The organism is Streptomyces sp. NPDC048255, from assembly GCF_040652415.1.
Lineage (GTDB): Bacteria > Actinomycetota > Actinomycetes > Streptomycetales > Streptomycetaceae > Streptomyces.
Window position 1 is genome coordinate 155,552 of sequence record NZ_JBEZMA010000007.1, and the last position, 25,716, is coordinate 181,267.

A 25,716-nucleotide genomic window follows, 5' to 3' on the forward strand; every position below is an offset into this window, starting at 1 on the left:
GAGGCCCGGGCCGAGAGTGGGCCGATGACCGCCATGCTGACCGTCCGGCCCGCCGGGCCCGGGGACGCGTCCGACATCTGCGCCCTGCTCAACGCCGTCGACGTGATCGAGATCGGCCGTCCGGAGACCGACCTGGGCACGGTCGAGGCGGACCTCCACCACCCCGACGTCGACCTGGCCACCGACTCCTGGCTGGCCTTCCACGGCGGCCGGCTCGTGGCCTACGCCATGGTCTGGGCGGACTCCGGACCCGGCCGCGTCGACGGGGACCACTACGTACTGCCGGACCACCACGAGGCCGCCGTACGGCTCCTGGAACTCATGGAGGCCAGGGCCCGCGAGATGGCCGCCGGCCCGGGCCCCGGCGTCCTGCGGATCCAGCTCAACGTGGCGCCCACCCTCGACCTCGGCCTCCTGCGCGGGCGCGGCTACCGGACCATCCGCCACTACCAGGTCATGACCCGTACGGTGACCCCCGCGGCCGACCTCCCGCCCGCCCCGCCCGCCGGGCTCACCCTGCGCCACTGCGCCGCCGACGAGGCCGACCGCCGCCGGGCCCACGCCCTGGTGGAGGAGACCTTCGCGGCGCACTTCGGCCATGTGGACCGCGACCACGAGGCCTGGCTGGACCACCTCGACGCCCGCGACCTCGACTGGTCCCTGGTCTGGATCGCGAGCCTGCCCGGGCAGGGCGACGTAGCGGTCCTGCTCACCCGCGACGACCGCACCAGCATGGGCTGGGTCAGCCACCTCGGCGTGCGCAAGGAGCTGCGCGGCCGCGGCATCGGCGGCTTCCTGCTGCGCCACGCCTTCGCCGTCTACGCGGAGCGCGGCCGGGACACCGTCGGCCTCGGCGTGGACACCCGCAACGAAACCGGCGCACTCGCGCTCTACGAGGCACACGGCATGGGCCTGCACTACGCGGTCGACACCTGGGAGCTGCTTTTGCACCCACAGGGGTGAAGGTGCGGGACGCGCGGGTGGAATCGGGCCGACCGTGAGTCCGCGGGCAGACACATGGGGTGACATTGGGCGATACGCTTTGAGCCTGCCTGCGGGCAGCGGTCAGGGCTTGGCCGTCACGAGGTTCCACGGAGCCGAGTGAGAAGTCCCCCGGACCCGTCCGGGGGAAGGAGTCACAGGAGGCACTCCATGCGTGGAGGCGGAGCCATCCGGGTCCAGTGGGCCGCGTGCGCCGTGGCCGTCGCCCTCGCGGCGACGGCCTGCGGCGGCGGGAGCGACAGCGGCGGAGGCGGTGGCGGTGCGGGCGTCGTCTCGTCCTCCTGGGGTGACCCGCAGAACCCGCTGGAGCCGGCCAACACCAACGAGGTGCAGGGCGGCAAGGTCCTCGACATGCTCTTCCGGGGCCTGAAGCGGTACGACGCGAAGACCGGCGAGGCCAAGAACATGCTCGCCGAGAAGATCGAGACCACGGACAGCCAGAACTTCACGATCACGCTGAAGGACGGCTGGAAGTTCAGCAACGACGAGCCCGTCACCGCCCAGTCCTTCGTCGACGCCTGGAACTACGCGGCGGACGTGCGCAACAAGCAGAACAACGCCTCCTTCTTCGCCGCCATCGTCGGCTACGCGGACGTGCACCCGGCATCCGGGGAACCCAAGGCGAAGACGATGTCCGGACTCGTCGTCAAGGACCCCAGGACCTTCACCGTCGCCCTGAAGCAGAAGTTCTCCACCTGGCCCGAGACCCTCGGCTACCAGGCCTTCTCCCCGCTGCCCAAGGCCTTCTTCACCGACCACGCCGGCTGGCTGAACAAGCCCGTCGGCAACGGCCCGTACACGGTGGACTCCTACACCAAGGGCACCGGCATGAAGCTGCGCAAGTGGGACGGCTACCCCGGTGAGGACAAGGCGCAGAACAGCGGCGTGGACCTCAAGGTCTACACCGACAACAACACCGCGTACACCGACCTGATCTCCGGGAACCTCGACCTCGTCGACGACGTCCCGGCGCAGCAGCTGAAGAACGTCAAGGACGACCTCGGCGACCGGTACATCAACCAGCCGGCCCTCATCATCCAGACCCTCACCTTCCCCCTCTACGACCCCCAGTGGGGCAAGGAGGGCATGGAGAAGGTCCGCCGCGGCATCTCGATGGCCGTCAACCGCGACGAGATCACCAAGCAGATCTTCCACGAGACCCGCACGTCCGCGAAGGACTGGACCTCACCGGCCCTCGGCGACAAGGGCGGCTTCTCCGCGACCGCCTGCGGCGAGGCCTGCACCTTCGACCCCGCGGCGGCCAAGCAGCTCATCCAGGAGGGCGGCGGCCTGCCGGGCGGCAAGATGACGCTCACCTCCAACGTGGACACCGGCTCGCACCGCGACTGGATGGACGCCGTCTGCAACAGCATCAACAACGCCCTCGGCGAGGGCCCGGTCTGCACGGTCAACCCCATCGGCACCTTCGCGGACTTCCGCAACCAGCAGAGCTCCTACAAGCTGACCGGCCCCTTCCGCTCCGGCTGGCAGGCCGACTACCCGCTGATCCAGAACTTCCTCCAGCCGCTCTACTACACGGGCGCCTCCTCCAACTACGGGAAGTTCAGCAACCCGGACTTCGACAGGCTCGTCGACGCGGCCAACCAGGAGAGCGACGCGGCCAAGGCGACCGCCACCTTCGGCGACGCCCAGAAGATCCTCGCCGAGCAGATGCCGTCCATCCCGCTCTGGTACCAGAACGGCAGCGCCGGGTACTCCGAGCGGCTCTCGGACGTGAGCCTCAACCAGTTCAGCGTCCCGGTCTACGACCAGATCAAGGTCAGCTGACCCGCCGACGGATCTCCCGGCCGGCCCCCCGCCGCTCGCAGGGGGCCCGCCGGGCCCACCGACGCTGATCCCACCGACAGCATGGAGCACTCCATGGGACGTTATGTGATCCGGCGGCTGCTCCAGATGATCCCGGTGTTCATCGGCAGCACCTTCCTGATCTTCTTCATGGTGTACGCGCTCGGTGACCCGGTCGCGGCCCTCTTCGGCGACAAGGCTCCCGACCCCGCCACCGCCGCGCGCATCCGCAAGGACCTGTACCTCGACCAGCCCCTGTGGAAGCAGTACCTCCACTACATGGGCCAGATCTTCCAGGGCGACTTCGGCACGGCCTTCAACGGCCAGCAGGTCACCTCGCTGATGGCCACGGCCTTCCCCGTCACCCTGCGCCTGACCGTCGTCGCGATCGCCATCGAGATCCTCGTCGGCATCACCCTCGGCGTGGTCAGCGGCCTGCGCCGCGGCAGGGCCGTCGACACCAGCGTGCTGGTGCTCACCCTCGTCGTGATCTCCGTGCCCACCTTCGTGACCGGCTATCTGCTCCAGTACCTCTTCGGCGTCAAATGGGGCTGGGTCCGGCCCACCGTCTCCCCGGACGCGCCCTGGAACGAGCTGATCCTGCCCGGCATCGTCCTGGCCCTGGTCTCCCTCGCGTACGTCACCCGCCTCTCGCGCACCTCGATCGCCGAGAACGTCAAGGCCGACTACGTGCGCACCGCCGTCGCCAAGGGCCTGCCGCGCCGCCGGGTCATCACCCGGCACCTGCTGCGCAACTCCCTCATCCCGGTGGTCACCTTCATCGGCACCGACATCGGCGCCCTGATGGGCGGGGCCATCGTCACCGAGCGGATCTTCAACATCCACGGCGTCGGCTACCAGCTCTACCAGGGCATCCTGCGCAACAACGCCCCCACGGTGGTCGGGTTCGTGACCATCCTCGTCATCGTCTTCCTCCTGGCGAACCTGCTCGTCGACCTGCTCTACGCGGTCCTGGACCCGAGGATCCGTTATGCCTGAGCCCGAGAGCCCCGAAGGCCCCGGCGGCTACGACCCCGTGGGCCCCCGCCCCCACGAGGCGATCTCACCCACCGGCCAGGGGGGCGCCATGGACCTCGCACTGCAGGAGGCCGAGAGCCTGGAAAAGGTCCCGGGCCCCGGCCCGGGCGCACCGGCACGGGAGCGCGCCCGCTCCCTGTGGTCCGACGCCTGGCACCAGCTGCGCCGCAACCCCGTCTTCATCCTCTCCGGGCTGCTGATCCTCTTCCTCGTCGTCATCGCCATCTGGCCCCAGCTCATCGCGAGCGGGGACCCGCTCCAGTGCGACCTGTCCAAATCGCAGCAGGGCTCCGCCCCCGGCCACCCCTTCGGCTACGACACCCAGGGCTGCGACGTGTACACCCGTACCGTCTACGGGGCCCGCGCCTCCATCACCGTCGGCGTGTGCGCCACCCTCGGCGCCGCCCTGCTCGGCTCCGCGCTCGGCGGGCTCGCCGGCTTCTTCGGCGGCTGGAGCGATTCCCTGCTCTCCCGTGTCGCCGACATCTTCTTCGGCATCCCGGTGATCCTCGGCGGCCTGGTGTTCCTGTCCGTCGTCACCAGCACCACCGTCTGGCCGGTGGTCGGCTTCATCGTCCTGCTCGGCTGGCCGCAGGTCGCCCGCATCGCCCGCGGCTCGGTGATCACCGCCAAACAGAACGACTACGTCCAGGCCGCCCGGGCCCTCGGCGCGGGCAACGCCCGGATGCTGCTGCGGCACGTCGCGCCCAACGCCGTCGCGCCCGTCATCGTCGTCGCCACCATCGCGCTCGGCACCTACATCGCCCTGGAGGCCACGCTCTCCTTCCTCGGCGTGGGCCTGCGCCCGCCCACCGTCTCCTGGGGCATCGACATCTCCAACGCGGCCTCGCAGATCCGCAACGCCCCGCACATGCTGCTCTACCCCGCGGGCGCGCTCAGCCTGACCGTGCTCGCCTTCATCATGCTCGGCGACGCGGTGCGCGACGCCCTCGACCCCAAGCTGCGCTGAGGAGCCCCGCACATGCTGCTCGAAGTCCGCGATCTGCACGTGGAATTCAAGACGCGCGACGGAGTCGCGAAGGCGGTCAACGGCGTCAACTACTCGGTGGACGAGGGCGAGACCCTCGCCGTCCTCGGCGAGTCGGGCTCGGGCAAGTCGGTCACCGCGCAGGCCGTGATGGGCATCCTCGACATGCCTCCGGGCCGGATCGGGGGCGGCGAGATCCTGTTCAAGGGCAAGGACCTCCTGAAGATGAGGGAGGAGGAACGCCGCAAGGTCCGCGGCGCCGAGATGGCGATGATCTTCCAGGACGCCCTCTCCTCCCTGAACCCCGTGCTGAGCGTCGGCGCGCAGCTCGGCGAGATGTACGAGGTCCACCGCGGGATGTCCCGCAAGGACGCCAAGGCCAAGGCCGTCGAGCTGATGGACCGGGTGAAGATCCCCGCGGCGAAGGAGCGGGTGGGGGACTACCCGCACCAGTTCTCCGGCGGCATGCGCCAGCGCATCATGATCGCGATGGCGATGGCCCTGGAACCCTCCCTGATCATCGCGGACGAGCCCACGACGGCCCTGGACGTCACGGTCCAGGCCCAGGTGATGGACCTGCTGGCCGAGCTCCAGCGCGAGCTGAACATGGGCCTGATCCTGATCACCCACGACCTCGGCGTCGTCGCCGACGTCGCCGACAAGATCGCCGTCATGTACGCCGGCCGGATCGTCGAGGCGGCCCCCGTCCACGAGATCTACAAGGCGCCCGCGCACCCGTACACACGCGGCCTGCTCGACTCGATCCCGCGCCTGGACCAGAAGGGCCAGGAGCTGTACGCGATCAAGGGGCTGCCGCCCAACCTGCTGGCCATCCCGCCCGGGTGCGCCTTCAACCCGCGCTGCCCGATGGCGCAGGCCGTGTGCCGCACCGACGTGCCGCCGCTCTACGAGGTGACCGAATCGCCGGTACCGCGCGCCAGCGCCTGCCACTTCTGGAAGGAGTGCCTCCATGCCTGAGTCCCTTCTGGAAGTGAAGGACCTCGTCAAGCACTACCCGCTGACCCGGGGCATCCTCTTCCGCAAGCAGATCGGCGCGGTCAAGGCCGTCGACGGGGTCTCCTTCGAGCTGCGCCCCGGCGAGACGCTCGGCATCGTCGGCGAATCCGGCTGCGGCAAGTCCACGGTGGCCAAGATGCTGGTCAACCTGGAGCGGCCCACCTCGGGCGCGATCTCGTACAAGGGCGAGGACATCACCAAGCTGTCCGGCAAGGCCCTCAAGGCGGTCCGCCGCAACATCCAGATGGTCTTCCAGGACCCGTACACCTCGCTGAACCCGCGCATGACGGTCGGGGACATCATCGGCGAGCCGTACGAGATCCACCCCGAGGTCGCCCCCAAGGGCGACCGGAGGCGCAAGGTCCAGGAGCTCCTGGACGTGGTGGGACTCAACCCGGAGTACATCAACCGGTACCCGCACCAGTTCTCCGGCGGCCAGCGCCAGCGCATCGGCATCGCCCGCGGCCTGGCCCTCCAGCCCGAGGTGATCGTCGCCGACGAGCCGGTCTCCGCGCTCGACGTCTCCGTCCAGGCCCAGGTGATCAACCTCCTGGAACGCCTCCAGAGCGACTTCGACCTGTCGTACGTGTTCATCGCGCACGACCTCTCGATCGTGCGGCACATCTCCGACCGGGTCGGGGTCATGTACCTGGGCCGGATCGTCGAGATCGGCACCGACGCCCAGATCTACGAGCACCCGACCCACCCGTACACCCAGGCCCTGCTCTCGGCCGTGCCCGTCCCCGACCCGCAGGCCCGCGCCCACCGCGAGCGGATCATCCTCACCGGTGACGTGCCCTCACCGGCCGACCCGCCGTCGGGCTGCCCCTTCCGCACCCGCTGCTGGAAGGCCGAGGCCCGCTGCGCGGCGGAGGTGCCGCTGCTCGCCGTCCCGGCGGTCTTCCCCTCGGGGCCGGCCGCGCACCCTTCGGCCTGTCACTTCGCGGCGGAGAAACAGGTGGTGCCGCACACGGAGCCGCCGCCGTCGGCACCGCCGTCGTGGCCGCCGGCCGCACCGCCGGCCTCACCGCCGTCCTCGCAGCCGGACCCGCCCGGTCCGCTCGCGAAGGAGTAGATCACCTCACCGCTCATTTCCAGCCACCCGTGCAGGGGTGACCCGGTGACCCGGGTCACCCAGTCAACTCCGTTTACACGGAGGCAACTTGCCCGTTTCTGCCCCGAGATATGGGCCGTGCAGCCTGGGTGTCGTGCGGCCGTGCGGGTGCCGACAGCCGGCCGGGGAGGCGTCACGCCTGTCCGGTCGGCCACCCCCGTGCCCCTCCAAATGCGCGGCATGCGCCCCTCGTGCTGCCGGATTTCGATCGATGCGCTGGCACGGATAGTTATGATCCGTAGCACGCGGTGGGTATGACTCCTGCCGAGCACGAATACGCGTACCGATATCCGCTCGACGTGGAGGTGAAACGCCGTGGCACTCTCGATCTCCGCCGTGGTGCTGCTGGCGATCATCGTCTTCCTGCTGGTCCGCAGGTCGGGCCTGAAGGCAGGACACGCGGTGGTCTGCGTGCTTCTCGGCTTCTACCTGGCCAGTTCCACCGTGGCGCCGACCCTCAGTCAGCTCACCTCGAACGTGGCCAGCATGATCAGTGGTCTCAAGTTCTAGGACGCTGCTCGTAGGCTCGCATATTTCCTTAGGTATCCGTAGTGATCGTGTTGAGACTCTCGTCGTGATGTCCGCCCGGTGCGGGTGTCGGATGTGAGTTCGCGGATCGAATGGGTGACCTTTCGTCGGAGGTGTCGTTGATCGGATGACAGCACCGTGGCGGGGAGGGTGAGCGTTGAGTCGGAAGGCGCCGCTCGCCGAGGCTGGGACCACGCGGACCGCTTGTGCCCGCGGCCTGTTGCGGACGGGTGTGGATGAGAAGACCGGTGAACTGCTGGCCACCTCGGTGCTGGCGGAGCGTGTCGGCTGGGCGGTCTCTCTGGTGGCCGGCATGGCCGCCGAGCTGCTGGCCGCCCACTGGAACACAGGCGATGTGGATGCGCTCGCGTCCGGCGAGGATGCTGGCGGGCGGAAGCTGCCGTCGAACGCGTGGATGGCGCTGCGCCGTCTGGGCTGGACCGTCGTGCCGCCCGAGGGTATTCGTGTCAATGACCGGATCGTCCGTATGGCGCAGGAGCAGGCCGGGCGCCTCCTACGGTCGGCAAAATGGCGCGGCGATCTCACCGTCGCGGTGATCGAGACCTGGCCCGCCGACCCTGCCAAGCGCACGGGCCGAGAGTGGGAGGCGGTGCGCGCGGCGGTGCCGGGAGGGCAGCATCTGCCGTCCACCGTCATCAAGTCCCGCACCCGGCAGATCGCCGTGTTCATCAAGAAGCACGATGTGATGCCGGCCGATGTGTTCGAGGTGGAGAGCGCGCCCAGGGCCGTTCGGACGTTGCCGCTGTCGGCCTGTGACGGGCAGCAGGCCACCATCGAGCGGGCGGATGATCCGCGCCGTGCCCTGCTGCGGTTGCAGCTTCCGATCCGCCCCGACCCGCGGTCCTACAAGGACTGGACGTGGGTGGCCTGCCCGATCAAGCTGCCCCCGACGATCCCGGCAGGCGCGGTGCTGCACCTGCCCAACCTCCGCCCGCACCAGGGGTGCGTCCGTGTCGATCTCGTCTATACCCACCTGGTCCCGAAGGCGGCCCGCAGTGGGCACACGGTTGCGCTGGGTGTGGACTGGGGCCTGAATACCCTGCTGTCCTGTGATTCGCCCGTCTTCACGGCGACGGGCGAATCACCGCCCTCGGGGTCGGCGGCATTCTCCGGGCCGCCGGAATCATCGCCAAACAGCACCGGCTGCGCCGACTGTCCGAGCACCTGCGTGCCAAGGCAGACCGCTATCAGCGACTCATCGACGGACGTGCCGTCACTAACGTGCGATTGGAGACCAAGCACGGCGTCTTGGCCGACCAGATCCGTACGGTGTCCGACCGGCGCTCAAACCTCAACGACTCGCTCGCTGCATCCGCCGCCAGATGGACGGTCGATCAAGCCATCGCCGCCGGGGCGAGCGTCATCTACGTCGAAGACCTCCGCTCGATGGAGGCCCGCGGCATGGGCCGCACCCTCAACACGCGCCTGTCCCAGCAGATACGCGGGAGGATCGTGGACCGTATGCGGCATCTGGCCGCCGAGACGGGCATCGCCGTCGTCACCGTCCCCGCGCGGAACACCTCCAAGCACTGCCCGCGATGCCTTACCCCGCTACGGCATCGCAAAGCCCCCGACCGGCCCACCACACCCGGCTGGAAATGGGCCGTCTGCCCCGGCTGCGGATGGCAGGGAGACCGTGATCACGGTGCCTGGCAGCGCATCGCAGCGCGCGGCCTTACCCACCAGACGAAGACGATCGTGACTGACCGCACCACCGGCAGCATGGTCATCCGCACGGTCGTGGACACACTCGAAGCAGGCGCGGTCATCGCACCGACCACCGATCAGACCAGCCGACGGGACCGGTCCAAGACCGGACCCACCCGGCACAAGACACCACGTCCGACGCCCAGGCGACGCCGGACACCCTCCCCTGCCGGGCCTCAGGGCCCGGCAGGCCAGCGTCCGGAGGGACACGCTCACACGGACCGGCCCCGACTGCCCCGCGCAGCCAACCGGCACCAGGACGTGACAACGATCAGTACACCCACCACCAGGCCACACCCGGCCGCGAGGAGCAGCAAGAGGCGCGGGATTCCACCTCCACGCCCACGCCACCCCTCCACGATGGGAACCCATCCTCGAACCAGACATACGTCCGGCTCAGGATCACTCACCTGATCTGAGACGCTAGGCCCATGAACGGTCTTCCCGCCCGTCGTCTGCTGCTCGTGCACGCGCACCCGGACGACGAGTCGATCAACAACGGCGTCACCATGGCCAAATACGCGGCCGAGGGGGCCCTCGTCACCTTGGTGACCTGCACCCTCGGCGAGGAGGGCGAGGTCATCCCGCCGGAACTCGCCCACCTGGCCGCCGACCGCGACGACGCCCTGGGCGCCCACCGCGTCGGCGAGCTCGCCGCCGCCATGGCCGAACTGGGCGTCACCGACCACCGGTTCCTCGGTGGCCCCGGCCGCTTCCGGGACTCCGGGATGATGGGCGCCCCCCAGAACGGGCGCCCGCAGGCCTTCTGGTCCGCCGACGTGGACGAGGCCGCCGCGTACCTCGTCGAGGTGATCCGCGAGGTGCGCCCGCAGGTGCTCGTCACCTACGACCCGGACGGCGGGTACGGGCACCCCGACCACATCCAGGCCCACCGGGTCGCCATGCGCGCCGCGGAACTGGCGGCGGAGAGCGCCTACCGACGCGACCTCGGAGCGCCGCACGCGGTCGAGAAGATCTACTGGAACCGCGTCCCGCTCTCGGTGGTCGAGGAGGGCTTCGCCGCGCTGCGGGCGGCCGGGCGCGAGACGCCCTTCCCGGGGCTGGCCACACCGGCCGACGTGCCGGGGGTCGTCGCCGACGAGCGCATCACCGCCGAGATCGCCGGTGAGGAGCCCTACGCGGCCGCCAAGGCGGCCGCCATGCGGGCCCACGCCACCCAGATCGCCGTGGACGGGCCCTTCTTCGCCCTCTCCAACGACCTGACGCAGCCGCTGTTCACCGGTGAGTACTACGAACTGGCCGCGGGCCGGCCGGGCGCCGCGCCGGGCGAGCGCGAGCACGACCTGTTCGCGGGGGTGCGGGCATGACCGGGACGCTGACACCGGGGCGGATCGCCGCCTGTCTGGGCCTGTTGGCGGCCGGCGCGCTGACCGGCGCGGCCGGCTGGCTGGTGGTGGACCTGTGGTTCCCCGCCGGACTGCTGCTCGGACTGCTCGCCCTCTTCGGGGTGTTCCTGGCGGGCCGGATCACCCTCGGGGTCGGGCTGGGTGTGGGCCCGGCCGCGGCCGGGTGGTTCCTCGCGTACGTGATGCTGAGCGTGCCGAGGCCGGAGGGAGACTTCCTGCTCAGTTCGTCCGGTATCGGCATGTACGCCTATCTTTTGGGTGGAACCGTACTCGCTGTGATCTGCGCCACGATGCGCGGCCCGCAGGATCGTCCGATTCAGGCCGCGCGGCCTGCCAAGTGACGTGGTGTCGGACCCCGTAGGGGGACCGGTCCCAGGCGGTCCGAACGCCCCTTGAGAGGGGTTTGACCCGGGTCATGGGGAACCTCTGATTCCTGGTGGTCAGTTGCGCCCGGGCGGTGGCCAGTATGGTGGACGGGCCGCCGAGCTGCCCGCGCACGGTATGACGGGCGGCGGAGCCAACCGGGAGAACCTGCCTTGAGTCGTGAAACCGACAGTTCGTCCTCCGGGCCCCAGGGGCACGGTGGAGCCGCCTACCCCTCGGGTACGCCGCCGTATGGAACCGGCCAGTATCCGTCCACGGACGCTGCGGCGACCGCCCCGGAGGAGAACCCTGTGACGTCGAAGCCTTCCACGCCCGATTCCGACGGGCCCAAGACCGAGACCACCCTGACGACCCGGATCCGGATCAACATCCCGGGTTCGCGGCCGATCCCGCCGGTGGTCGTGCGCAAGGCCATGGGAGCCGACGCCGCCGACGCGGCGGCCGCCGGGGCCGAGGACCGGCAGGCCCCGCAGCCGCCGGCGCCGTCGGCCGCGGAGCCGAGGCTCACGCCGCGGCCGAAGCCCCAGCCGACCCGGATCGAGGCCGCGCCGGAGCCGGCGCCCGGGCCGGGCCCGGCCCCCGCGGCCGAGGGGGAGGCGCCCAGCAACTGGTTCGCCCCCCGCAAGGCCCCGGCACCCGCGCCCGCGCCGCCCGGGCCCGTGCAGGCGTCCGCCCCCGCCCCGTCGCCCGCGGCCGCCCCGCCGCCCCCGCCCGTACCCGGCGCGGGCTACGCCCCGCCGCGCACCTCGCCGCCCCCGCCGGTGCCGGGCGCGAGCTACGCCCCGCCGCGCACCACCCCGCCCCCGCCGGTCGCGGGCTCCGGCGCAGGCTACGGCCAGGACCCGATGGGGCCGGGCCGGGCCCAGCCCCAGCCCCCGGCCCCCGCGGGTCCGCACGCGGGCGGCCCCGGCGTGGGCTCGACCCAGGGCTTCCCGGCGTACGGGAGCGGCCAGGAGGACGGCGGCCCCGTCACCGAGGCGTTCCCCGTCTACGGCAGCCAGGGCGGCGTCCCCGCCGGCCCCACCGGCGGCCCCGGCTTCGGGACCGTCCCCGTCGACGGGCCGCGCCCCGGCGAGACGCCCCGCTGGCCCGGCCCCGAGCTGGACACCCCGGCACCCCTCCCCGTACCGGCGCCCGGACCGGCCCCGGCGGCCGCCCGCCCGGCGGCCGCGAAGCCGAACGCCGTGGCCAAGCCCGCCAAGAAGGGCCGCTCCAAGCTGGTCCTCCTCGGCGGCGGCCTCGTCGCCCTGCTCGGCGTGGCCTACGGCGCCGGGCTGCTCCTGAACCACTCCGACGTCCCCAAGGGCACCACCGTCCTCGGCGTCGACATCAGCGGCAGCCGCGACGAGGCCGTGGCCAAGCTCCAGAAGGCCTTCGGCACCCGCGCGACCGCTCCGCTCCAGCTCAGCGTCGGCGGCAAGCAGGTCGAGCTGAAGCCCGAGAAGGCCGGCCTGACCCTGGACAGCCAGACCACCGTCCGCAACGCGGCCGGCAGCGACTACAACCCCGTCACCGTGATCGGCTCGCTCCTCGGCAACGAGCGCAAGGCCGACCCGGTCCTGCCGCGCGACGAGGAGAAGCTCCAGGTCGCGCTCCAGGAGCTCGCCGCCACCGCCGGCACGGCCACCGAGGGCACGATCACGTTCGACACCGGCAAGGCCGTCGCCGTCCCCGGCACGGCCGGCAGCACGCTCGACGTGGACGCCTCCGTGGAACAGGTCGCCCAGGCCTTCCGCGACATGGTCGCCACCGGCAAGTCCACCGCGGTCGAACTGCCCGTCACCACCAAGGCGCCGGTCATCGACCAGGCCGAACTCGACCGGGCGATGAAGAGCTTCGCCGAGCCGGCGATGTCCGCGAACGCCGTCGTCAAGGCGGGCGGCAAGAGCATCGCCTTCGGCAGCAAGTCCCTGCCCCGCATCCTCAGCATGCAGGTCGTGGACGGCCACCTCGTCGAGAAGTTCGACCTGGAGGCGCTGAAGGAGACCTACGGGAACACCTTCGACGGAGTCCTGATCACCCGGGGCACCGGTGCCAAGACGGCGGTCACCCCGCAGGACGTCGCCGGCGCCCTCGGCACGGCCCTGCGCGGCAAGAACACGGCCGAGCGCACGGTGGTCATCGACACCAACGCCAGCTAGACGCCCCCAGGGCACCCGTTCCACGGAGCCCCCGCCCCGCACCCCGGGCCGGGGGCTCCGCGCGTCGCCCGTTGCCGCTCTGCCTCGCGGCGCCGTTGCCCGGACTCCGCCCCGGACCCCGCGCCGCTCCGACCAGCGGCGCCGTTGCCGGGGCTCCGCCCCGGACCCCGCGCCTCAATCGCCGGCGGGGCTGAAATTGCCCCGCGGGCAATCCAGCTGCGCCCGGGCTGCCTGCGGGCAATCCAGCTGCGCCGGGCTGACGGCAGCGGCCCAATCCAGCCCCGCCGGCGTTTGAGGCGCGGGTCCGGGCATCGCCCGGGAGGCTCCGCGCAGCGGCCCGCACCGCCTCGGCCTGCCCTCCGCGCAACGGCCCGGCCCCGCCCCGCCCGGCCCCGCGCAGCGGCAGCGGCAGCGGCGGGGACTCAGTTCAGCAGAGCGCGAGCGGAAACGGCCTCGGCGCGGATGCGCGACGCCGCGTCGGTGTCCACCGCGGCGACCACCTCCGCGTACGCGTCCAGTTCCGCGGCCCCCTCCTGGAAGGAGCCCCGCTCCACCAGCAGCCGCGCCCGCTCGTAGCGCAGCGACGCCGGGTGCGACGGCAGCAGCAGCGACAGCTCCAGCGCCCACAGGGCCACCGCCGACTCCTCCGGGCGGGCGGAGGCCCAGGCACGGATGTTGTTCAGGATCCGCAGGACGATGTCCAGCGTCCTGGCGGGCGTACGCGGCCCCGCCGCCAGTTCCGCAGGCCCCGCACCCAGCGAGGCGCCGCCCGCGAAGGGGTCCACCACCACCCCGTCCTCCGGATCCCCGAAGCCGACCACGAAGTGTCCCGGCAGCCCCAGCCCGTACACCGGCGCCCCCGCGCGCCGGGCGACCTCCAGCCACACCACCGACAACAGGATCGGCAGCCCCCGCCGGCGCCGCAGCACCTCGTGCAGCAGCGAGGACGACAGCCGGTCGTAGTCGGCCGGGGTGCCGTGGAAACCGAGCTGCCCGCCCAGCAGTTCCGTGACCGCCGAGGCCCACTGACGGCCCTCCCGCAGCCCGTACGGCAGCATCCCGGCCAGCCGGTCCAGCTCGATCTGGGCCCAGTCCATGGCCCGTTCGTCCAGTTCCGGGTCGGCCTCCGCCGCCAGCAGCAGGCACAGCACGGCGAGGTCCGGGCGCTCCGAGCGGGCCTCCGCCGCGAACTGCGCCCGCCGCTCCGCCCGGCTCACGACGCCGCCCGGTAGTGGTGGTACGTGTGGTGGGTGGCGAAGCCCAGCCCGTCGTAGAAGGCCCGCGCCGCCGCATTGTCCGTCTCCACCTGGAGCCACGCCGCCGACGCGCCCTCCTCCAGCGCCCGGCGCGCCAGGGCCGCCATCACCGCGGTGGCCAGGCCCTCCCGGCGGTGCGCGGGGTCGACCGTCACCGCCGCGAACCCGGCCCACCGCCCGTCCACCACGCACCGCCCGATGGCCCGGCCCCCGGGCAGCGCCGCGAACCACACCGACGGCCCCTCGACCAGCATCCGCCGGGCCAGCGCCGGGTCGGTGACCTTGCCGTAGCGGGCGAGCCAGTCCTCGTCCGGGGCACGGGTCAGACGTACGGCGTCGGCGGCGGGCGCGTCCACGTCGCCCACCGGCGCCAGCGCCCCGATCCGTACCTCCGCCGACACCTCGGACGTCCAGCCCCGGCGTTCCAGCTCCGCACACAGCAGCTCCTGGGTGCCCGCGGCCCCCGTCGCGGCCTGCACATACGCCGGAAGTTCTCGTTCCGCGTACCAGGAGGTCACTCGCGCGAGTGCATCGTCCAGCGGTATCCCGGGGTCGCCGAGCGGCAGGACGGAGTTGGCGCGCCGGGTGAAACCCTCGGCCGCCCGCAGCGTCCACTCGCCCAGCGGCTCGCTCTCCAGCGGCTGCCAGGACCGCGCGGCGACCCGCGTCAGCTCCTCGAAGGAGGCCGCCGGACCCCGCCTGCGGGCCGGTGCCGCGGGCACGACCTTGCCCGCGACCAGCGCAGATTCCGCGATACGGACGGACTGCCCGTTCTTTTGTGTGATCAGCAGCACACCCTCGTCCCAGGATGTGAGAACCCCTACGGTGTCGGTGAACTCGGGGGATCCCCTCAGCCCGGCCTCCACTCGTCGTACAGACACTCGTTTTCCCACGTCAGCCGGGGTGATACGGACCTCCAGCAGCCCACCTGCAGTGATTTCCACAGCTCTGTCCGCCCCTCCTGTTCGGATCGTGCCCGGGAACGGAGATACTAGGTGCGGGCATCGACGACGCCGCGCTCCCGCGCGATATGGAAAGCCCTACCGAGGAGGAACGAGAGCGTGACCTACGTCATCGCGGAGCCTTGTGTCGACGTCAAGGACAAGGCATGCATCGAAGAGTGCCCCGTCGACTGCATCTACGAGGGCCAGCGGTCCTTGTACATCCACCCGGACGAGTGCGTCGACTGTGGTGCGTGTGAGCCGGTCTGCCCGGTCGAGGCCATCTTCTACGAGGACGACACTCCGGAGGAGTGGAAGGACTACTACAAGGCGAACGTCGAGTTCTTCGACGAGCTCGGTTCGCCCGGTGGTGCTTCCAAGCTGGGCCTGATCGAGCGCGATCACCCCTTCATCGCTGCGCTGCCCGCCGGCATCAACGGCGAGCACTGACCTTTCACGGCAGAAGCGCCCCTCGGTCCCGTCCGGCTTGCCCGCCGCACGGGACCGAGGCGTTTGTCCGTCCGCAGCCCCCGTCACCAGAGAGAGCAGAGCGCACCGTGGCCGCAGTATCCGACCGTCTTCCCGTCTTTCCCTGGGACAAGCTGGAGCCGTACAAGGCCACGGCGGCGGCCCACGCGGACGGCATCGTCGACCTGTCGGTCGGCACCCCCGTGGACCCGGTGCCCGAGCTGATCCAGCGCGCCCTGATCGGCGCCGCGGACTCCCCGGGCTACCCCACGGTCTGGGGCACGGCCGCCCTGCGCGACGCGATCACCGGCTGGGTGCGCGGACGGCTCGGCGCGAGCGCCGCCGGACACCGCAACGTCCTTCCGGTGGTCGGCTCCAAGGAACTGGTGGCCTGGCTGCCGACCCAGCTGGGCCTCGGCGCCGGCGACAAGGTCGCCTACCCGCGGCTCGCCTACCCCACGTACGAGGTCGGCGCGCGGCTGTGCGGCGCCGAGGCGGTCGTCTACGACGACCCCACGGAACTCGACCCGGCCGGGGTGAAGCTGCTGTGGCTCAACTCCCCGTCCAACCCCACCGGGAAGGTCCTCTCCAAGGAGGAGCTGATCCGGATCGTGGCCTGGGCGCGCGAGCACGGGATCCTGCTCTTCAGCGACGAGTGCTACCTGGAGCTGGGCTGGGAGGCCGAGCCCGTCTCCGTCCTCCACGACGAGGTGTGCGGCGGCTCCTACGAGGGCCTGGTCGCCGTCCACTCCCTCTCCAAGCGCTCCAACCTGGCCGGCTACCGGGCGGCCTTCGTCGCCGGTGACGCGGACGTCCTCGGCGAGCTGCTCCAGATCCGCAAGCACGGCGGCATGATGACCCCCGCCCCGGTGCAGGCGGCCACGGTCGCGGCCCTCGGCGACGACCGCCACGTCGAGGAGCAGCGCGCCCGCTACGCCGCCCGCCGCGCGGCCCTGCGCACGGCCCTGGAGGCGCACGGCTTCCGGGTCGAGCACAGCGAGGCGAGCCTCTACCTGTGGGTGACCCGGGACGAGCCCTGCTGGGACACCGTCGCCCACCTGGCGGAGCTCGGCATCCTGGTCGCGCCGGGCGACTTCTACGGAGAGGCGGGCGCGCGTTTCGTCCGCGTCGCCTTCACGGCCACCGACGAGCGGGTCGAGGCTGCGGTCAAGCGCCTCGGCTGAGGCGAGGCGCCTGGGCCGAGGCCCTCCGAACAGCCCGAAGGGGCCGGGAGTTCGTGCTCCCGGCCCCTTCTGCGTCTCCTGGACGGTCAGCCGGCCAGGCCGCCGGGGAGACCACCCGGAAGACCGCCGGGAAGGCCACCGGGAAGACCGCCGGGAAGACCGCCGGCCAGCGGCAGCGCGTCGGTGGGCAGGCCCTGCGTGGCGGCCGGGAGGTCCTGCGTGGCGGGCAGTCCGCCGAGGAGGCCGCCCGTGGTCCCCGCCAGGTCGGCGGCCGGAACGGCCTCCGTGGCGGTGCCCGCGGCGTCCGTGGCCACGTCGGTCGCGGCGGTGGCATCGGCGGTGTCCGGGGCGGTGAGCGCGCCCAGCTGCGGCACGGACTCCAGACCGGCGGCACTGGCCACGCCGGCCGCACCGACCACGGGCGCTGTCCCGGCTGCGAGGAGCAGCGCGGCACGGGCGATCCGACGGGTCAGGGGGAGGGTCATGATGCTCCTAAGCGGTAGCGGCTGAGTACGCCGTGTACAACCGCTCGGGGGGCGGGTGGAGTTGCGGAGCCGGTTGGTAAAGGATCGGTAACGCATCGTTTAATCGGCTTCCGCGACAAATGCATCGGATCCCCGCCCACCAGGGATTCCTTGCCCGTACGGCCCTCTTGGCGGGGCCGCGCGGTCACCCCCGCAGGGGTGACCCCTCGTACGCGTGGCCGGACCGGCCCGCCGGGCGTGTCGCCGACGTGCGCCGGGTGTGCCGCGCCGACGGGCAGCGCGGGGTGCCCGTGCCGACGGGCAGCGCGGGCCGCTCAGCGGGCCACGAAGATCCGTACCTCGCCGTCGGAGGCGTTGTGCGCATCGCCGTCACCGGACTTGCCGATGCCGCCCTTCGGCTGCCACTGGCCCCGGGCCTTGCCGCCGATCCAGCCCTCGTCCCCGTACGAGACCCGGGCGATGCCCAGCTCGTGCGACCGGGCCACCGCCCAGTTGGCCATCGCCCGGCCGCGCCTGGCCTCGTCCGGGCCGCCGTCCCGCTTCAGCCGGAGGCTGATCTCGGGCTCCTGGACCCCGACCAGCTCCGTCGCGCTGTCCGGTGAGCCGCCCGCGCTGCTCGCGCCGCCCAGCGCCTGCTTGCCGAAGGCCCGTACCAGCTCCGCCCTGACCGTCTCCGGGTCGCCGCGCAGCGGCGCCGGACCCGAGCAGAACAGCGCGCCGCCGTCGCCGAAGGCCGCCGTCAGGACCGTCGCGTCGGGCTCGTGCTTCGCGTACGCCTGCGGGTAGCCGCTGCGCTGCACCTTCTGCGCGGCCACCGTCAGCGGCAGCCGCGAGTACCCCGGGACGTCCACGAGGTGGTCGTAGAAGATCCCGGCCGAGTACACCGGGTCCGTGATCTGCTCCGGGGTGCCCCAGCCCTGCGAGGGCCGCTGCTGGAAGAGGCCCAGCGAGTCACGGTCGCCGTGGTCGAGGTTGCGCAGCGAGGACTCCTGCATCGCGGTCGCCAGCGCGATGGTCACCGCCCGGTCCGGCAGCCCCTTGGAGATGCCGACGGCGGCTATCGTCGCCGCGTTCGCCGCCTGTTCGGGGGTCATCTCGTACTTCTGCCGGCTGTCCGCGCCCCCGGTGGCCGTGCAGTACGGGGCGCCCGCGCCCCCGTTGGAGTCCCGTTGCACGGCGAAGTAGCCGATCACCGCGATCAGCACGAGGAAACCGACGGCCGCACGGAGCGGCCTGCGGCGACGAGGGCGAGGGCGACGGGTCTCGGACACGCGGCCCACCGTACTTGAGGCATATGACGCGTCCATCGGCCGGACGGCGAGGCGGTGTCCCATCCCGGGGGGTTAGGGTCGGTTCCATGCCCGCATCCGAGCTGGACCTCACCCTGGACGCCGCCGAGCTGACCGCCCGGCTCGTCGACATTCCTTCCGTGAGCGGCGACGAGAAGGTGCTCGCCGACCTCGTGGAACACGCGCTGCGCGCCCTGCCGCACCTCACCGTGGACCGCTACGGCAACAACGTGGTCGCCCGTACGCACCTCGGCCGCGCCGAGCGCGTCGTACTCGCCGGCCACCTCGACACCGTGCCGATCGCCGACAACGTGCCGTCCCGCCTCGACGAGAACGACGTGCTGTGGGGCTGCGGCACGACCGACATGAAGTCGGGCGTCGCCGTGCAGCTGCGTATCGCGGCGACCGTGCCCGAGCCCAACCGCGACCTCACCTTCGTCTTCTACGACCAGGAAGAGGTCGCCGCCGACCTCAACGGTCTCGGCAAGGTCGCCGCGGCCCACCCCGACTGGCTGACGGGGGACTTCGCGGTCCTGCTGGAGCCCTCGAACGCCGAGGTCGAGGGCGGCTGCCAGGGCACCCTGCGCGTCCTGCTGCGCACGGCCGGCGAGCGCGCCCACTCCGCGCGCAGCTGGATGGGCTCCAACGCCATCCACACGGCCGGACCGATCCTGGCCAAGCTGGCGGCGTACGAGCCCCGCAGGCCGGTCATCGACGGCCTGGAGTACCACGAGGGCCTCAACGCCGTGCGCATCGAGGGCGGCGTCGCCAACAACGTGATCCCCGACGCCTGCACGGTGACGGTCAACTTCCGTTACGCCCCGGACCGCAGCGAGGCCGAAGCGCTGGCCCACGTACGGGAGGTCTTCGCGGACTGCGACATCGCCGAGTTCGTCGTCGACGACTCCTCCGGCGGCGCCCTGCCCGGCCTCTCCCACCCGGCGGCGGCGGCCTTCATGGAGGCCGTCGGCGGCCGCGCCATGCCCAAGTTCGGCTGGACGGACGTCTCCCGCTTCAGCGCGCTGGGCGTCCCGGCGGTCAACTACGGCCCGGGCGACGCCCTGCTGGCGCACAAGGTCGACGAGCGCGTCGAGACGAAGGCCATCCTGCACTGCGAGGAACGACTCCGCGCCTGGCTCAGCACCCCGCCGCCTGGGCAGTAGGGCTTGAGTCACGGTGCATCACTGGCTGTGATGCACCGTCCGCGTCCGGCCACCCCGCTGACGCAGGTCGAAGTTCCGGAAGATCCTCCGCTCGAAGGCCGCCTCCGACACCCATGAGGCCGCCTCGTTGCAGGCGCGCAGGGTCGCGGCGAGTGCCGACGCCTGCGAGGGCGTCGGCAGGAGCTTGACCTGCACAACGAGCTTCATGAGACGTGAAGCTATGGGGGCGTACGTGGGTCCGTTCGCCGATCACCCGTTCCTCACCGGTTTTGGTGGCCCATGGGGCGTCTGTTCGCTTCTCAAGTCCGTCCGGCCACGCCAGCAACCTGTCGAGTTCCGATTTTCGTCACTCTGCTGTGTCTACCCTTGGCCGAACGATCAGCAGGAGGGAGCACATCATGGGCAACCCTGAAGGGTCCGCTCGTCGTCGGCCCGAGGAGCAGCAGCTCGGGCCGGTGCTGAGGAGGCGGAGCCAGATCAAGGCGGGCAGTACGACGGACCAGCGGCTGCTGGACTCCGCCGGGCCCTCCGAGTGGGTGCACACCGATCCCTGGCGGGTCCTGCGCATCCAGTCGGAGTTCATCGAGGGCTTCGGCACGCTCGCCGAGCTGCCGCCCGCGATCAGCGTGTTCGGCTCGGCCCGCACCCCGGCGGGGACGCCGGAGTACGACGCGGGCGTACGGATCGGCGGCGCGCTGGTGGACGCCGGCTTTGCGGTCATCACCGGCGGCGGCCCGGGCGCCATGGAGGCGGCGAACAAGGGTGCGCGCGAGGCGGGCGGCATCTCGGTCGGCCTCGGCATCGAGCTGCCCTTCGAGCAGGGGCTCAACCAGCACGTCGACCTCGGGCTGAACTTCCGGTACTTCTTCGTCCGCAAGACGATGTTCGTGAAGTACAGCCAGGGCTTCGTGGTCCTGCCGGGCGGCCTCGGCACGCTGGACGAGATGTTCGAGGCGCTGACGCTGGTACAGACGCAGAAGATCACCCGCTTCCCGATCGTGCTGTTCGGCACGGAGTACTGGAGCGGGCTGATCGACTGGCTGCGCAACACGGTGATCGCGCAGGGCAAGGCCTCGGAGAAGGACCTCTACCTGTTCCACGTCACGGACGACGTGGACGAGGCGATCGCGCTGGTGACGAAGGAAGTCGGCAAGTAGCCCCGGGGCCCGGGCCTTTCAGGGCCCGGGCCCTGTCGTTCCTGGGCGGGCCCAGGGCCGTTTCCGGGCGCGGCTCACGCCAGGCCGGCGGCTCAGGCCAGGCCGCGGCGGGCTACCGCCGGGGGGCGGTGGCCCTGGATCGAGCGGACCATGTCGAGGACCTGCTTCGTCTCCGCGACCTCGTGGACCCGGTAGACCTGCGCGCCCAGCCAGGCCGAGACGGCCGTCGTGGCCAGGGTGCCGAGCAGGCGCTCCTTGACCGGCTTGTCGAGGGTCTCGCCGACGAAGTCCTTGTTGGACAGGGAGACCAGGACCGGCCAGCCCGTGTCGGCCATCTCCGACAGGCGGCGGGTGGCCTCCAGCGAGTGCCGGGTGTTCTTCCCGAAGTCGTGGCCCGGGTCGATCATGATCGCGTCCCGGCGGACGCCCAGCGAGGCCGCCCGCTCGGCGAGGCCGACCGTGACCCGCAGGATGTCGGCCATCACGTCCTCGTACGCGATCCGGTGCGGCCGGGTACGCGGCTCCACCCCGCCCGCGTGGGTGCAGACCAGCCCGGCGCCGTAGCGCGCGGCGACCTCCGCGAGCTTGGGGTCCACCCCGCCCCACGCGTCGTTCAGCACATCGGCCCCGGCCTCGCACACCGCCTCGCCGACCTCGTGCCGCCAGGTGTCCACGCTGATCACCACGTCGGGGTGGCGGCGCCGGACCTCGGCGACGAAGCCGACCGTACGCCGTGCCTCCTCGGCCGCGTCCACGTGCTCGCCCGGGCCCGCCTTGACCCCGCCGATGTCGATGATGGCGGCGCCCTCGGCCACCGCCTGCTCGACGCGGTCCAGGGCCGGCTCGTCGAGGAAGGTCGCGCCCTGGTCGTAGAAGGAGTCCGGCGTCCGGTTCACGATGGCCATGATCACCGGCTCGTGGGTGTCGAACTCGCGCCTGCCCAGTCGCAGCATCCTGCTCTTTCCTCCTTCGGCGGCCCTTGCGCCTCGTCTGCGACCTTAACCTGGTGGCCGGAGTCTCTCAGGGGAGTGATCGTGTTCTTCTTCTTGATGATCGCGCTGGTCGTGGTCGTGGCGGCGGTCACCCTCGCGGTGATCGGCGGCGGTTCGGAGGCCGTCCTGCCGGAAGCGGAGCCGGACCGGGTCGCGGACGGGCTGCCGGAGAGCCGCCCCGTCGTACGGGCCGACATCGACGCGCTGCGGCTGCCGGTCGCGCCCCGCGGCTACCGGATGGCCGAGGTGGACGACGTACTGGAGCGGCTGGCGGCGGAGCTGGCCGAGCGCGACGCCCGGATCGCCCAGCTGACGGCCGTGGTGGCCGCTGCGGCCTCCGCGGGCCCGGCGGACGAGGACGGCCACGTCGACCTCACCAAGCACGGTGAGCGGTGAGCGACACCGTCGCGGGTACGGACGGGCGCCGGCGCTGCCCTTGGGCGCTGGCGACGGCGGACTACACCCTCTACCACGACACGGAGTGGGGCCGCCCGGTCCACGGCGACGACGCGCTGTACGAGCGGCTGTGCCTGGAGGCCTTCCAGTCGGGGCTGTCCTGGCTGACGATCCTGCGGCGGAGGGAGGGCTTCCGTAAGGCCTTCTCCTCGTTCGAGATCGCGGCCGTCGCGGAGTTCGGACCGGCCGACGCGGAGCGTCTCCTCGCCGACGAGGGGATCATCCGCAACCGGGCCAAGATCGAGGCGACCCTGGCCAACGCCAAGGTGCTGGCCGGATGGGAGCCGGGCGAGCTCGACACCCTGATCTGGTCCCACGCCCCGGAGGAGCCCGGCCCCGCCCCGCGGACGCTGGGGCAGGTCCCGGCGGTCACCCCGGAGTCCACGGCCCTCGCCAAGGCCCTGAAGAAGGCCGGCATCCGCTTCGTCGGCCCCACCACCGCCTACGCCCTGATGCAGGCCTGCGGTCTGGTCAACGACCACCTGGCGGACTGCGCCTCCCGCGACGCGGCCTGAGCCGGGCCGGCGGGCGGCACCGGGTGAGGTGGCTGCCGCGGCCGGGTGCGTAACGCCCCGGCCGCGGGCCTGGGCGGGCCAGGTCGTGTCGTCGAAGTGCCGTCTGGCTGGTGGGGTCCGGCACGCACGCTCGCCGCGTTGTCGTCGGTCGCCGATGCTCCGCATCGACTCCCTCCTCCGCCTTGCGATCGCACGCACCAGACCCCACCAGCACCGCCTTACGGGCGGCCGACGCCACTTTGACGACACTCCCTAGCGGCCGAGGTACTGCGGCGGCTGCTTCGCGAGGAACGCCTGCACGGCGATGCCGTGGTCGGCGGAGGCCCCCGCGCGGGCCTGGAGGGCCTCCTCGCGCTCCAGGGCCTCGGGGAGGGAACGGGAGGCCCCGTACGCCAGGGACTCCTTCAGGGCCGCGTAGGCGACCGTGGGGCCCGCGGCGAGGGCGCGGGCCACCGACTCGGCCTCGGCGTGCAGGGAGTCCGAGGGGACGAGGCGGTTGGCGATGCCCAGCTCGTACGCCTCCTGGGCCTTGACCGAGCGCGGGAAGAGCAGCAGGTCGGACGCGCGCGAGCCGCCGATCAGGCGGGGGAGGGTCCAGGAGACCCCGGAGTCGGCGGTCAGGGCCACTCCCGCGAACGAGGTGTTGAAGGACGCGGTGTCGGCGACGACCCGGAAGTCCGCCGCCAGCGCGAAGCCGAAGCCCGCCCCGGCCGCGACGCCGTTCACCCCGGCCACCACCGGCTTCGGCATCTCGGTGAGGGCCCGGACGATCGGGTTGTAGTGCTCCGCGACGGTGTCCATCGTCAGCGAGGAGCCGTTCTCGCGGTCCGCCGCGAGGTTCCCGATGTGCTCCTTGAGGTCCTGGCCCACGCAGAAGGCCCGGTTGCCCGCCGCGGTCAGCAGGACGGCCCGTACGGCGGTGTCCTCGGCGGCCGCACGGACCGCGTCGCGCAGTGCGACCTTGGCCTCCGTGTTCATGGCGTTCATCGCGTCCGGACGGTTGATCGTGATGGTCGCGAGTCCGTCGGTCACTTCGTAGAGCACGCTGTCGGCCATGGCAGGGGGTCCCCCTTCGTCGCGGGCTTGGCTACCGGCCGGTACCGGCCGGTGCAAGGGCCAGCATGGCGGACCGGACGGGAACGGCACATGTGATGTGCGTCAAAGAAAGCGGATGCCGTTCGCCAGGGGGAGCGGCGAAGTATCGCAGGCGGGTCCCCGAAATGAGTGGTTTTGGTCGAGCGCGTTGCACAAGCGTTCCCGAGCGATGTTGGTCATCGGGTCCTGACATGCGGGATAATGGCTGGGAAGCAATGTGTTCGATGCCGGGTATTAGGCGCCTGAATGGGGCCGTCGGCTGACGATGAGCTGGTTTCAGGAAGGGGAACGAGCATGGCGGCCATGAAGCCGCGGACGGGCGACGGCCCGCTCGAGGTCACCAAGGAGGGGCGGGGCATCGTCATGCGCGTACCGCTCGAGGGCGGCGGTCGGCTTGTCGTCGAGCTGACCCCGGACGAGGCGGACGCCCTGGGTGACGCCCTGAAGAAGGTCGTCGGCTGACCCCCCAAGGACGCTGACTGCACTTTCACAGATTTCTTCGCTGCCCCGACCGCGATCTGCGGCCGGGGCAGCGTTGTGTCCGCCTGCTTGTCGCCTTCGGGGCGCCGATGCTCCTCGCGGTCCCGGTCGCCGCGGCCGTCGGCTGGTCCCGGCTGGTCCTGCGGGCGCACACCGCCGCCCAGCTCCTCGCCGGCGCCGTGCTGGGCGGCACGACGGCCCTCGCCTTCGCTCTGCTGCGCTGACGGCGGGGGGCGGCCCGAGGGGGGTGCCGGAGCGGTCTACGGGGACCCGGCTCCGCGGGGCGGTCCTACGCAGGCCCTGCGCCGGTCCTGCGGGTCGATCTAAGGGGCCTCAGCGCCGCACGGCGCACAGCAGCCCGTCGCCCACCGGGAGCAGCGCGGCCTCCAGCGCCGGGCTCTCCCGGACGCTGCGCAGCAGTTCGCGGACCCGGAGCACCTCCACCGGCTGGGCCGCGGAGTCGACCGTACGGCCGTCGGAGAACACTCCCTCGAAGCACACGAGTCCGCCCGGGCGCAGCAGCCGCAACGATTCGGCGAGGTAGTCGAGGGACTCGGCGGGGTCGCCGTCGCAGAAGACGAGGTCGTACCCGCCGTCGGCGAGCCGGGGCAGGACGTCGAGGGCGCGGCCGGGGATGAAGCGGGCGCGGTTGCCCGCGAAACCGGCCGCGCGGAAGGCCTGGCGGGCGAAGGCCTGCCGGTCGGCCTCGGGATCCACCGTGGTCAGGACCCCGTCGGGGCGCATTCCGTGCAGGAGGTGGATGCCGGAGACGCCGGTTCCGGTGCCGATCTCGGCGACCGCCTTGGCGTCCGCGGTGGCGGCCAGCAGGCGCAGCGCGGCCCCGGTACCGGGGGAGACGGAGCGCAGGCCCGCTTCCCTGGACCGGTCGCGGGCCCATCGCAGAGCGTCGTCCTCGGCGACAAACGCGTCGGCGAACGCCCAGCTCGTCTGCCGGTTGCCGGTAATGACCCTCTCCTGTCCCCATAGTTGGCGCAACGGTGACTGTATCCGTTGACGTCGGGAACCCGCAGATGGGACCGGGCGTTGTGAGGGGTGGAGGCGGGATAAGAGGGGACGGTGCCGGGCAGATCGACGGCTCGGAGCCGGTCCGGGGCCCAAATC

Annotated in this window: 27 protein-coding genes; 19 read left to right on the forward strand and 8 right to left on the reverse strand. The window is 71.8% G+C overall.

What is annotated here, in order from left to right:
• Positions 1-24 precede the first annotated feature (24 nt).
• The 11 genes from AB0D94_RS09230 (at position 25) to AB0D94_RS09280 (ending at position 13,113) form a co-directional block, all read left to right on the forward strand.
• Entirely contained in the window at positions 25-963 is a 939-nt protein-coding gene (locus tag AB0D94_RS09230; RefSeq protein WP_362047982.1) for a GNAT family N-acetyltransferase, read from the forward strand.
• A gap of 189 nt (positions 964-1,152) precedes the next feature.
• Positions 1,153-2,790: an ABC transporter substrate-binding protein gene (locus tag AB0D94_RS09235; protein WP_362047985.1), complete on the forward strand. Its 1,638-nt coding sequence runs from the start codon at positions 1,153-1,155 to the stop codon at positions 2,788-2,790.
• 93 nt (positions 2,791-2,883) lie between these two features.
• Positions 2,884-3,807, forward strand: coding sequence for an ABC transporter permease (locus AB0D94_RS09240; protein ID WP_362047988.1), 924 nt, complete (start codon positions 2,884-2,886; stop codon positions 3,805-3,807).
• The gene (locus AB0D94_RS09245) at positions 3,800-4,816 is read left to right on the forward strand and encodes an ABC transporter permease (RefSeq protein ID WP_362047991.1); all 1,017 of its coding nucleotides are present in this window, start codon (positions 3,800-3,802) and stop codon (positions 4,814-4,816) included. Before AB0D94_RS09240 ends, AB0D94_RS09245 begins: the two co-directional genes overlap by 8 nt.
• 12 nt (positions 4,817-4,828) lie before the next feature.
• A complete protein-coding gene (locus AB0D94_RS09250; RefSeq protein ID WP_362047994.1) occupies positions 4,829-5,812 on the forward strand; it encodes an ABC transporter ATP-binding protein in 984 nt (327 codons plus the stop codon).
• Complete coding sequence (locus AB0D94_RS09255; protein WP_362047997.1) at positions 5,805-6,926, forward strand: dipeptide ABC transporter ATP-binding protein; 1,122 nt, start codon at positions 5,805-5,807, stop codon at positions 6,924-6,926. Before AB0D94_RS09250 ends, AB0D94_RS09255 begins: the two co-directional genes overlap by 8 nt.
• A 354-nt stretch (positions 6,927-7,280) precedes the next feature.
• Positions 7,281-7,475, forward strand: a complete 195-nt coding sequence (locus tag AB0D94_RS09260) for a hypothetical protein (protein ID WP_266934435.1) — start codon at positions 7,281-7,283, stop codon at positions 7,473-7,475.
• 1,500 nt (positions 7,476-8,975) lie between these two features.
• On the forward strand, positions 8,976-9,635 hold the full coding sequence (locus AB0D94_RS09265) for a zinc ribbon domain-containing protein (RefSeq protein WP_362048129.1): 660 nt from the start codon (positions 8,976-8,978) through the stop codon (positions 9,633-9,635).
• 17 nt (positions 9,636-9,652) lie between these two features.
• The gene (gene mshB / locus AB0D94_RS09270) at positions 9,653-10,549 is read left to right on the forward strand and encodes an N-acetyl-1-D-myo-inositol-2-amino-2-deoxy-alpha-D-glucopyranoside deacetylase (protein WP_362048001.1); all 897 of its coding nucleotides are present in this window, start codon (positions 9,653-9,655) and stop codon (positions 10,547-10,549) included.
• A complete protein-coding gene (locus AB0D94_RS09275; RefSeq protein ID WP_362048004.1) occupies positions 10,546-10,929 on the forward strand; it encodes a DUF6113 family protein in 384 nt (127 codons plus the stop codon). The genes mshB and AB0D94_RS09275 overlap by 4 nt, the downstream gene beginning before the upstream one ends.
• A 333-nt stretch (positions 10,930-11,262) precedes the next feature.
• On the forward strand, positions 11,263-13,113 hold the full coding sequence (locus tag AB0D94_RS09280; RefSeq protein WP_362048007.1) for a peptidoglycan binding domain-containing protein: 1,851 nt from the start codon (positions 11,263-11,265) through the stop codon (positions 13,111-13,113).
• Between the two features lie 422 nt (positions 13,114-13,535).
• Here the strand turns inward: AB0D94_RS09280 and AB0D94_RS09285 are convergent, their stop codons facing one another.
• Both AB0D94_RS09285 and AB0D94_RS09290 read right to left on the reverse strand, forming a co-directional pair.
• A complete protein-coding gene (locus tag AB0D94_RS09285) occupies positions 13,536-14,330 on the reverse strand; it encodes a transglutaminase-like domain-containing protein (protein ID WP_362048010.1) in 795 nt (264 codons plus the stop codon).
• Complete coding sequence (locus AB0D94_RS09290; RefSeq protein WP_362048012.1) at positions 14,327-15,313, reverse strand: GNAT family N-acetyltransferase; 987 nt, start codon at positions 15,311-15,313, stop codon at positions 14,327-14,329. The genes AB0D94_RS09285 and AB0D94_RS09290 overlap by 4 nt, the downstream gene beginning before the upstream one ends.
• Before the next feature lie 117 nt (positions 15,314-15,430).
• On the opposite strand from AB0D94_RS09290, the gene fdxA reads away from it, so the two are divergent.
• Both fdxA and dapC read left to right on the forward strand, forming a co-directional pair.
• Positions 15,431-15,760 carry a ferredoxin gene (fdxA, locus tag AB0D94_RS09295; protein ID WP_030713714.1) on the forward strand — a complete coding sequence of 110 codons (330 nt, stop codon included), beginning with the start codon at positions 15,431-15,433 and terminating at the stop codon, positions 15,758-15,760.
• A gap of 107 nt (positions 15,761-15,867) precedes the next feature.
• Complete coding sequence (gene dapC, locus AB0D94_RS09300) at positions 15,868-16,962, forward strand: succinyldiaminopimelate transaminase (RefSeq protein WP_362048016.1); 1,095 nt, start codon at positions 15,868-15,870, stop codon at positions 16,960-16,962.
• Between the two features lie 86 nt (positions 16,963-17,048).
• Here the strand turns inward: dapC and AB0D94_RS09305 are convergent, their stop codons facing one another.
• Together AB0D94_RS09305 and AB0D94_RS09310 are read right to left on the reverse strand one after the other, a co-directional pair.
• Positions 17,049-17,447, reverse strand: a complete 399-nt coding sequence (locus AB0D94_RS09305) for an ATP-binding protein (RefSeq protein ID WP_362048019.1) — start codon at positions 17,445-17,447, stop codon at positions 17,049-17,051.
• Between the two features lie 314 nt (positions 17,448-17,761).
• The gene (locus AB0D94_RS09310; protein WP_362048021.1) at positions 17,762-18,718 is read right to left on the reverse strand and encodes a hypothetical protein; all 957 of its coding nucleotides are present in this window, start codon (positions 18,716-18,718) and stop codon (positions 17,762-17,764) included.
• A gap of 86 nt (positions 18,719-18,804) precedes the next feature.
• On the opposite strand from AB0D94_RS09310, the gene dapE reads away from it, so the two are divergent.
• Complete coding sequence (dapE, locus tag AB0D94_RS09315) at positions 18,805-19,899, forward strand: succinyl-diaminopimelate desuccinylase (RefSeq protein ID WP_362048023.1); 1,095 nt, start codon at positions 18,805-18,807, stop codon at positions 19,897-19,899.
• A gap of 18 nt (positions 19,900-19,917) precedes the next feature.
• Here the strand turns inward: dapE and AB0D94_RS09320 are convergent, their stop codons facing one another.
• Positions 19,918-20,106: a hypothetical protein gene (locus tag AB0D94_RS09320; protein WP_362048025.1), complete on the reverse strand. Its 189-nt coding sequence runs from the start codon at positions 20,104-20,106 to the stop codon at positions 19,918-19,920.
• Positions 20,107-20,297: 191 nt separating this feature from the next.
• Between AB0D94_RS09320 and AB0D94_RS09325 the strand changes: the two genes are divergently transcribed.
• Positions 20,298-21,056 carry a TIGR00730 family Rossman fold protein gene (locus AB0D94_RS09325; RefSeq protein ID WP_362048027.1) on the forward strand — a complete coding sequence of 253 codons (759 nt, stop codon included), beginning with the start codon at positions 20,298-20,300 and terminating at the stop codon, positions 21,054-21,056.
• A gap of 92 nt (positions 21,057-21,148) precedes the next feature.
• Here the strand turns inward: AB0D94_RS09325 and folP are convergent, their stop codons facing one another.
• A complete protein-coding gene (gene folP, locus AB0D94_RS09330; RefSeq protein WP_362048029.1) occupies positions 21,149-22,009 on the reverse strand; it encodes a dihydropteroate synthase in 861 nt (286 codons plus the stop codon).
• Between the two features lie 75 nt (positions 22,010-22,084).
• Here folP and AB0D94_RS09335 point away from each other — a divergent pair, with 75 nt between their 5' ends.
• Together AB0D94_RS09335 and AB0D94_RS09340 are read left to right on the forward strand one after the other, a co-directional pair.
• The gene (locus tag AB0D94_RS09335; protein ID WP_362048032.1) at positions 22,085-22,444 is read left to right on the forward strand and encodes a DivIVA domain-containing protein; all 360 of its coding nucleotides are present in this window, start codon (positions 22,085-22,087) and stop codon (positions 22,442-22,444) included.
• Positions 22,441-23,019 carry a DNA-3-methyladenine glycosylase I gene (locus AB0D94_RS09340; RefSeq protein WP_362048041.1) on the forward strand — a complete coding sequence of 193 codons (579 nt, stop codon included), beginning with the start codon at positions 22,441-22,443 and terminating at the stop codon, positions 23,017-23,019. Before AB0D94_RS09335 ends, AB0D94_RS09340 begins: the two co-directional genes overlap by 4 nt.
• A gap of 252 nt (positions 23,020-23,271) precedes the next feature.
• Here the strand turns inward: AB0D94_RS09340 and AB0D94_RS09345 are convergent, their stop codons facing one another.
• Entirely contained in the window at positions 23,272-24,075 is an 804-nt protein-coding gene (locus tag AB0D94_RS09345) for an enoyl-CoA hydratase-related protein (protein WP_362048044.1), read from the reverse strand.
• A gap of 333 nt (positions 24,076-24,408) precedes the next feature.
• Here AB0D94_RS09345 and AB0D94_RS09350 point away from each other — a divergent pair, with 333 nt between their 5' ends.
• Both AB0D94_RS09350 and AB0D94_RS09355 read left to right on the forward strand, forming a co-directional pair.
• A complete protein-coding gene (locus AB0D94_RS09350) occupies positions 24,409-24,576 on the forward strand; it encodes a DUF3117 domain-containing protein (RefSeq protein WP_003966491.1) in 168 nt (55 codons plus the stop codon).
• A gap of 107 nt (positions 24,577-24,683) precedes the next feature.
• Positions 24,684-24,818 (forward strand): phosphatase PAP2 family protein, encoded by a 135-nt coding sequence (locus AB0D94_RS09355; RefSeq protein ID WP_362048047.1) that lies wholly within the window; start codon positions 24,684-24,686, stop codon positions 24,816-24,818.
• A gap of 109 nt (positions 24,819-24,927) precedes the next feature.
• On the opposite strand, the gene AB0D94_RS09360 is transcribed toward AB0D94_RS09355, so the two are convergent.
• Positions 24,928-25,590 carry a class I SAM-dependent methyltransferase gene (locus AB0D94_RS09360; RefSeq protein WP_037919526.1) on the reverse strand — a complete coding sequence of 221 codons (663 nt, stop codon included), beginning with the start codon at positions 25,588-25,590 and terminating at the stop codon, positions 24,928-24,930.
• Positions 25,591-25,716 lie beyond the last annotated feature (126 nt).

Bases quoted from the DNA above. Each gene is read 5' to 3' on its own strand.
- AB0D94_RS09355 (WP_362048047.1), top strand. From the start codon at position 24,684: ATGCTCCTCGCGGTCCCGGTCGCCGCGGCCGTCGGCTGGTCCCGGCTG.
- AB0D94_RS09240 (WP_362047988.1), top strand. From the start codon at position 2,884: ATGGGACGTTATGTGATCCGGCGGCTGCTCCAGATGATCCCGGTGTTC.
- AB0D94_RS09305 (WP_362048019.1), bottom strand. From the start codon at position 17,447: ATGACCCTCCCCCTGACCCGTCGGATCGCCCGTGCCGCGCTGCTCCTC.
- AB0D94_RS09350 (WP_003966491.1), top strand. From the start codon at position 24,409: ATGGCGGCCATGAAGCCGCGGACGGGCGACGGCCCGCTCGAGGTCACC.
- AB0D94_RS09345 (WP_362048044.1), bottom strand. From the start codon at position 24,075: ATGGCCGACAGCGTGCTCTACGAAGTGACCGACGGACTCGCGACCATC.
- AB0D94_RS09265 (WP_362048129.1), top strand. From the start codon at position 8,976: ATGCGGCATCTGGCCGCCGAGACGGGCATCGCCGTCGTCACCGTCCCC.
- AB0D94_RS09320 (WP_362048025.1), bottom strand. From the start codon at position 20,106: ATGAAGCTCGTTGTGCAGGTCAAGCTCCTGCCGACGCCCTCGCAGGCG.
- AB0D94_RS09275 (WP_362048004.1), top strand. From the start codon at position 10,546: ATGACCGGGACGCTGACACCGGGGCGGATCGCCGCCTGTCTGGGCCTG.
- AB0D94_RS09255 (WP_362047997.1), top strand. From the start codon at position 5,805: ATGCCTGAGTCCCTTCTGGAAGTGAAGGACCTCGTCAAGCACTACCCG.
- dapE (WP_362048023.1), top strand. From the start codon at position 18,805: ATGCCCGCATCCGAGCTGGACCTCACCCTGGACGCCGCCGAGCTGACC.
- AB0D94_RS09250 (WP_362047994.1), top strand. From the start codon at position 4,829: ATGCTGCTCGAAGTCCGCGATCTGCACGTGGAATTCAAGACGCGCGAC.
- mshB (WP_362048001.1), top strand. From the start codon at position 9,653: ATGAACGGTCTTCCCGCCCGTCGTCTGCTGCTCGTGCACGCGCACCCG.
- AB0D94_RS09325 (WP_362048027.1), top strand. From the start codon at position 20,298: ATGGGCAACCCTGAAGGGTCCGCTCGTCGTCGGCCCGAGGAGCAGCAG.
- folP (WP_362048029.1), bottom strand. From the start codon at position 22,009: ATGCTGCGACTGGGCAGGCGCGAGTTCGACACCCACGAGCCGGTGATC.
- AB0D94_RS09245 (WP_362047991.1), top strand. From the start codon at position 3,800: ATGCCTGAGCCCGAGAGCCCCGAAGGCCCCGGCGGCTACGACCCCGTG.
- AB0D94_RS09230 (WP_362047982.1), top strand. From the start codon at position 25: ATGACCGCCATGCTGACCGTCCGGCCCGCCGGGCCCGGGGACGCGTCC.
- AB0D94_RS09235 (WP_362047985.1), top strand. From the start codon at position 1,153: ATGCGTGGAGGCGGAGCCATCCGGGTCCAGTGGGCCGCGTGCGCCGTG.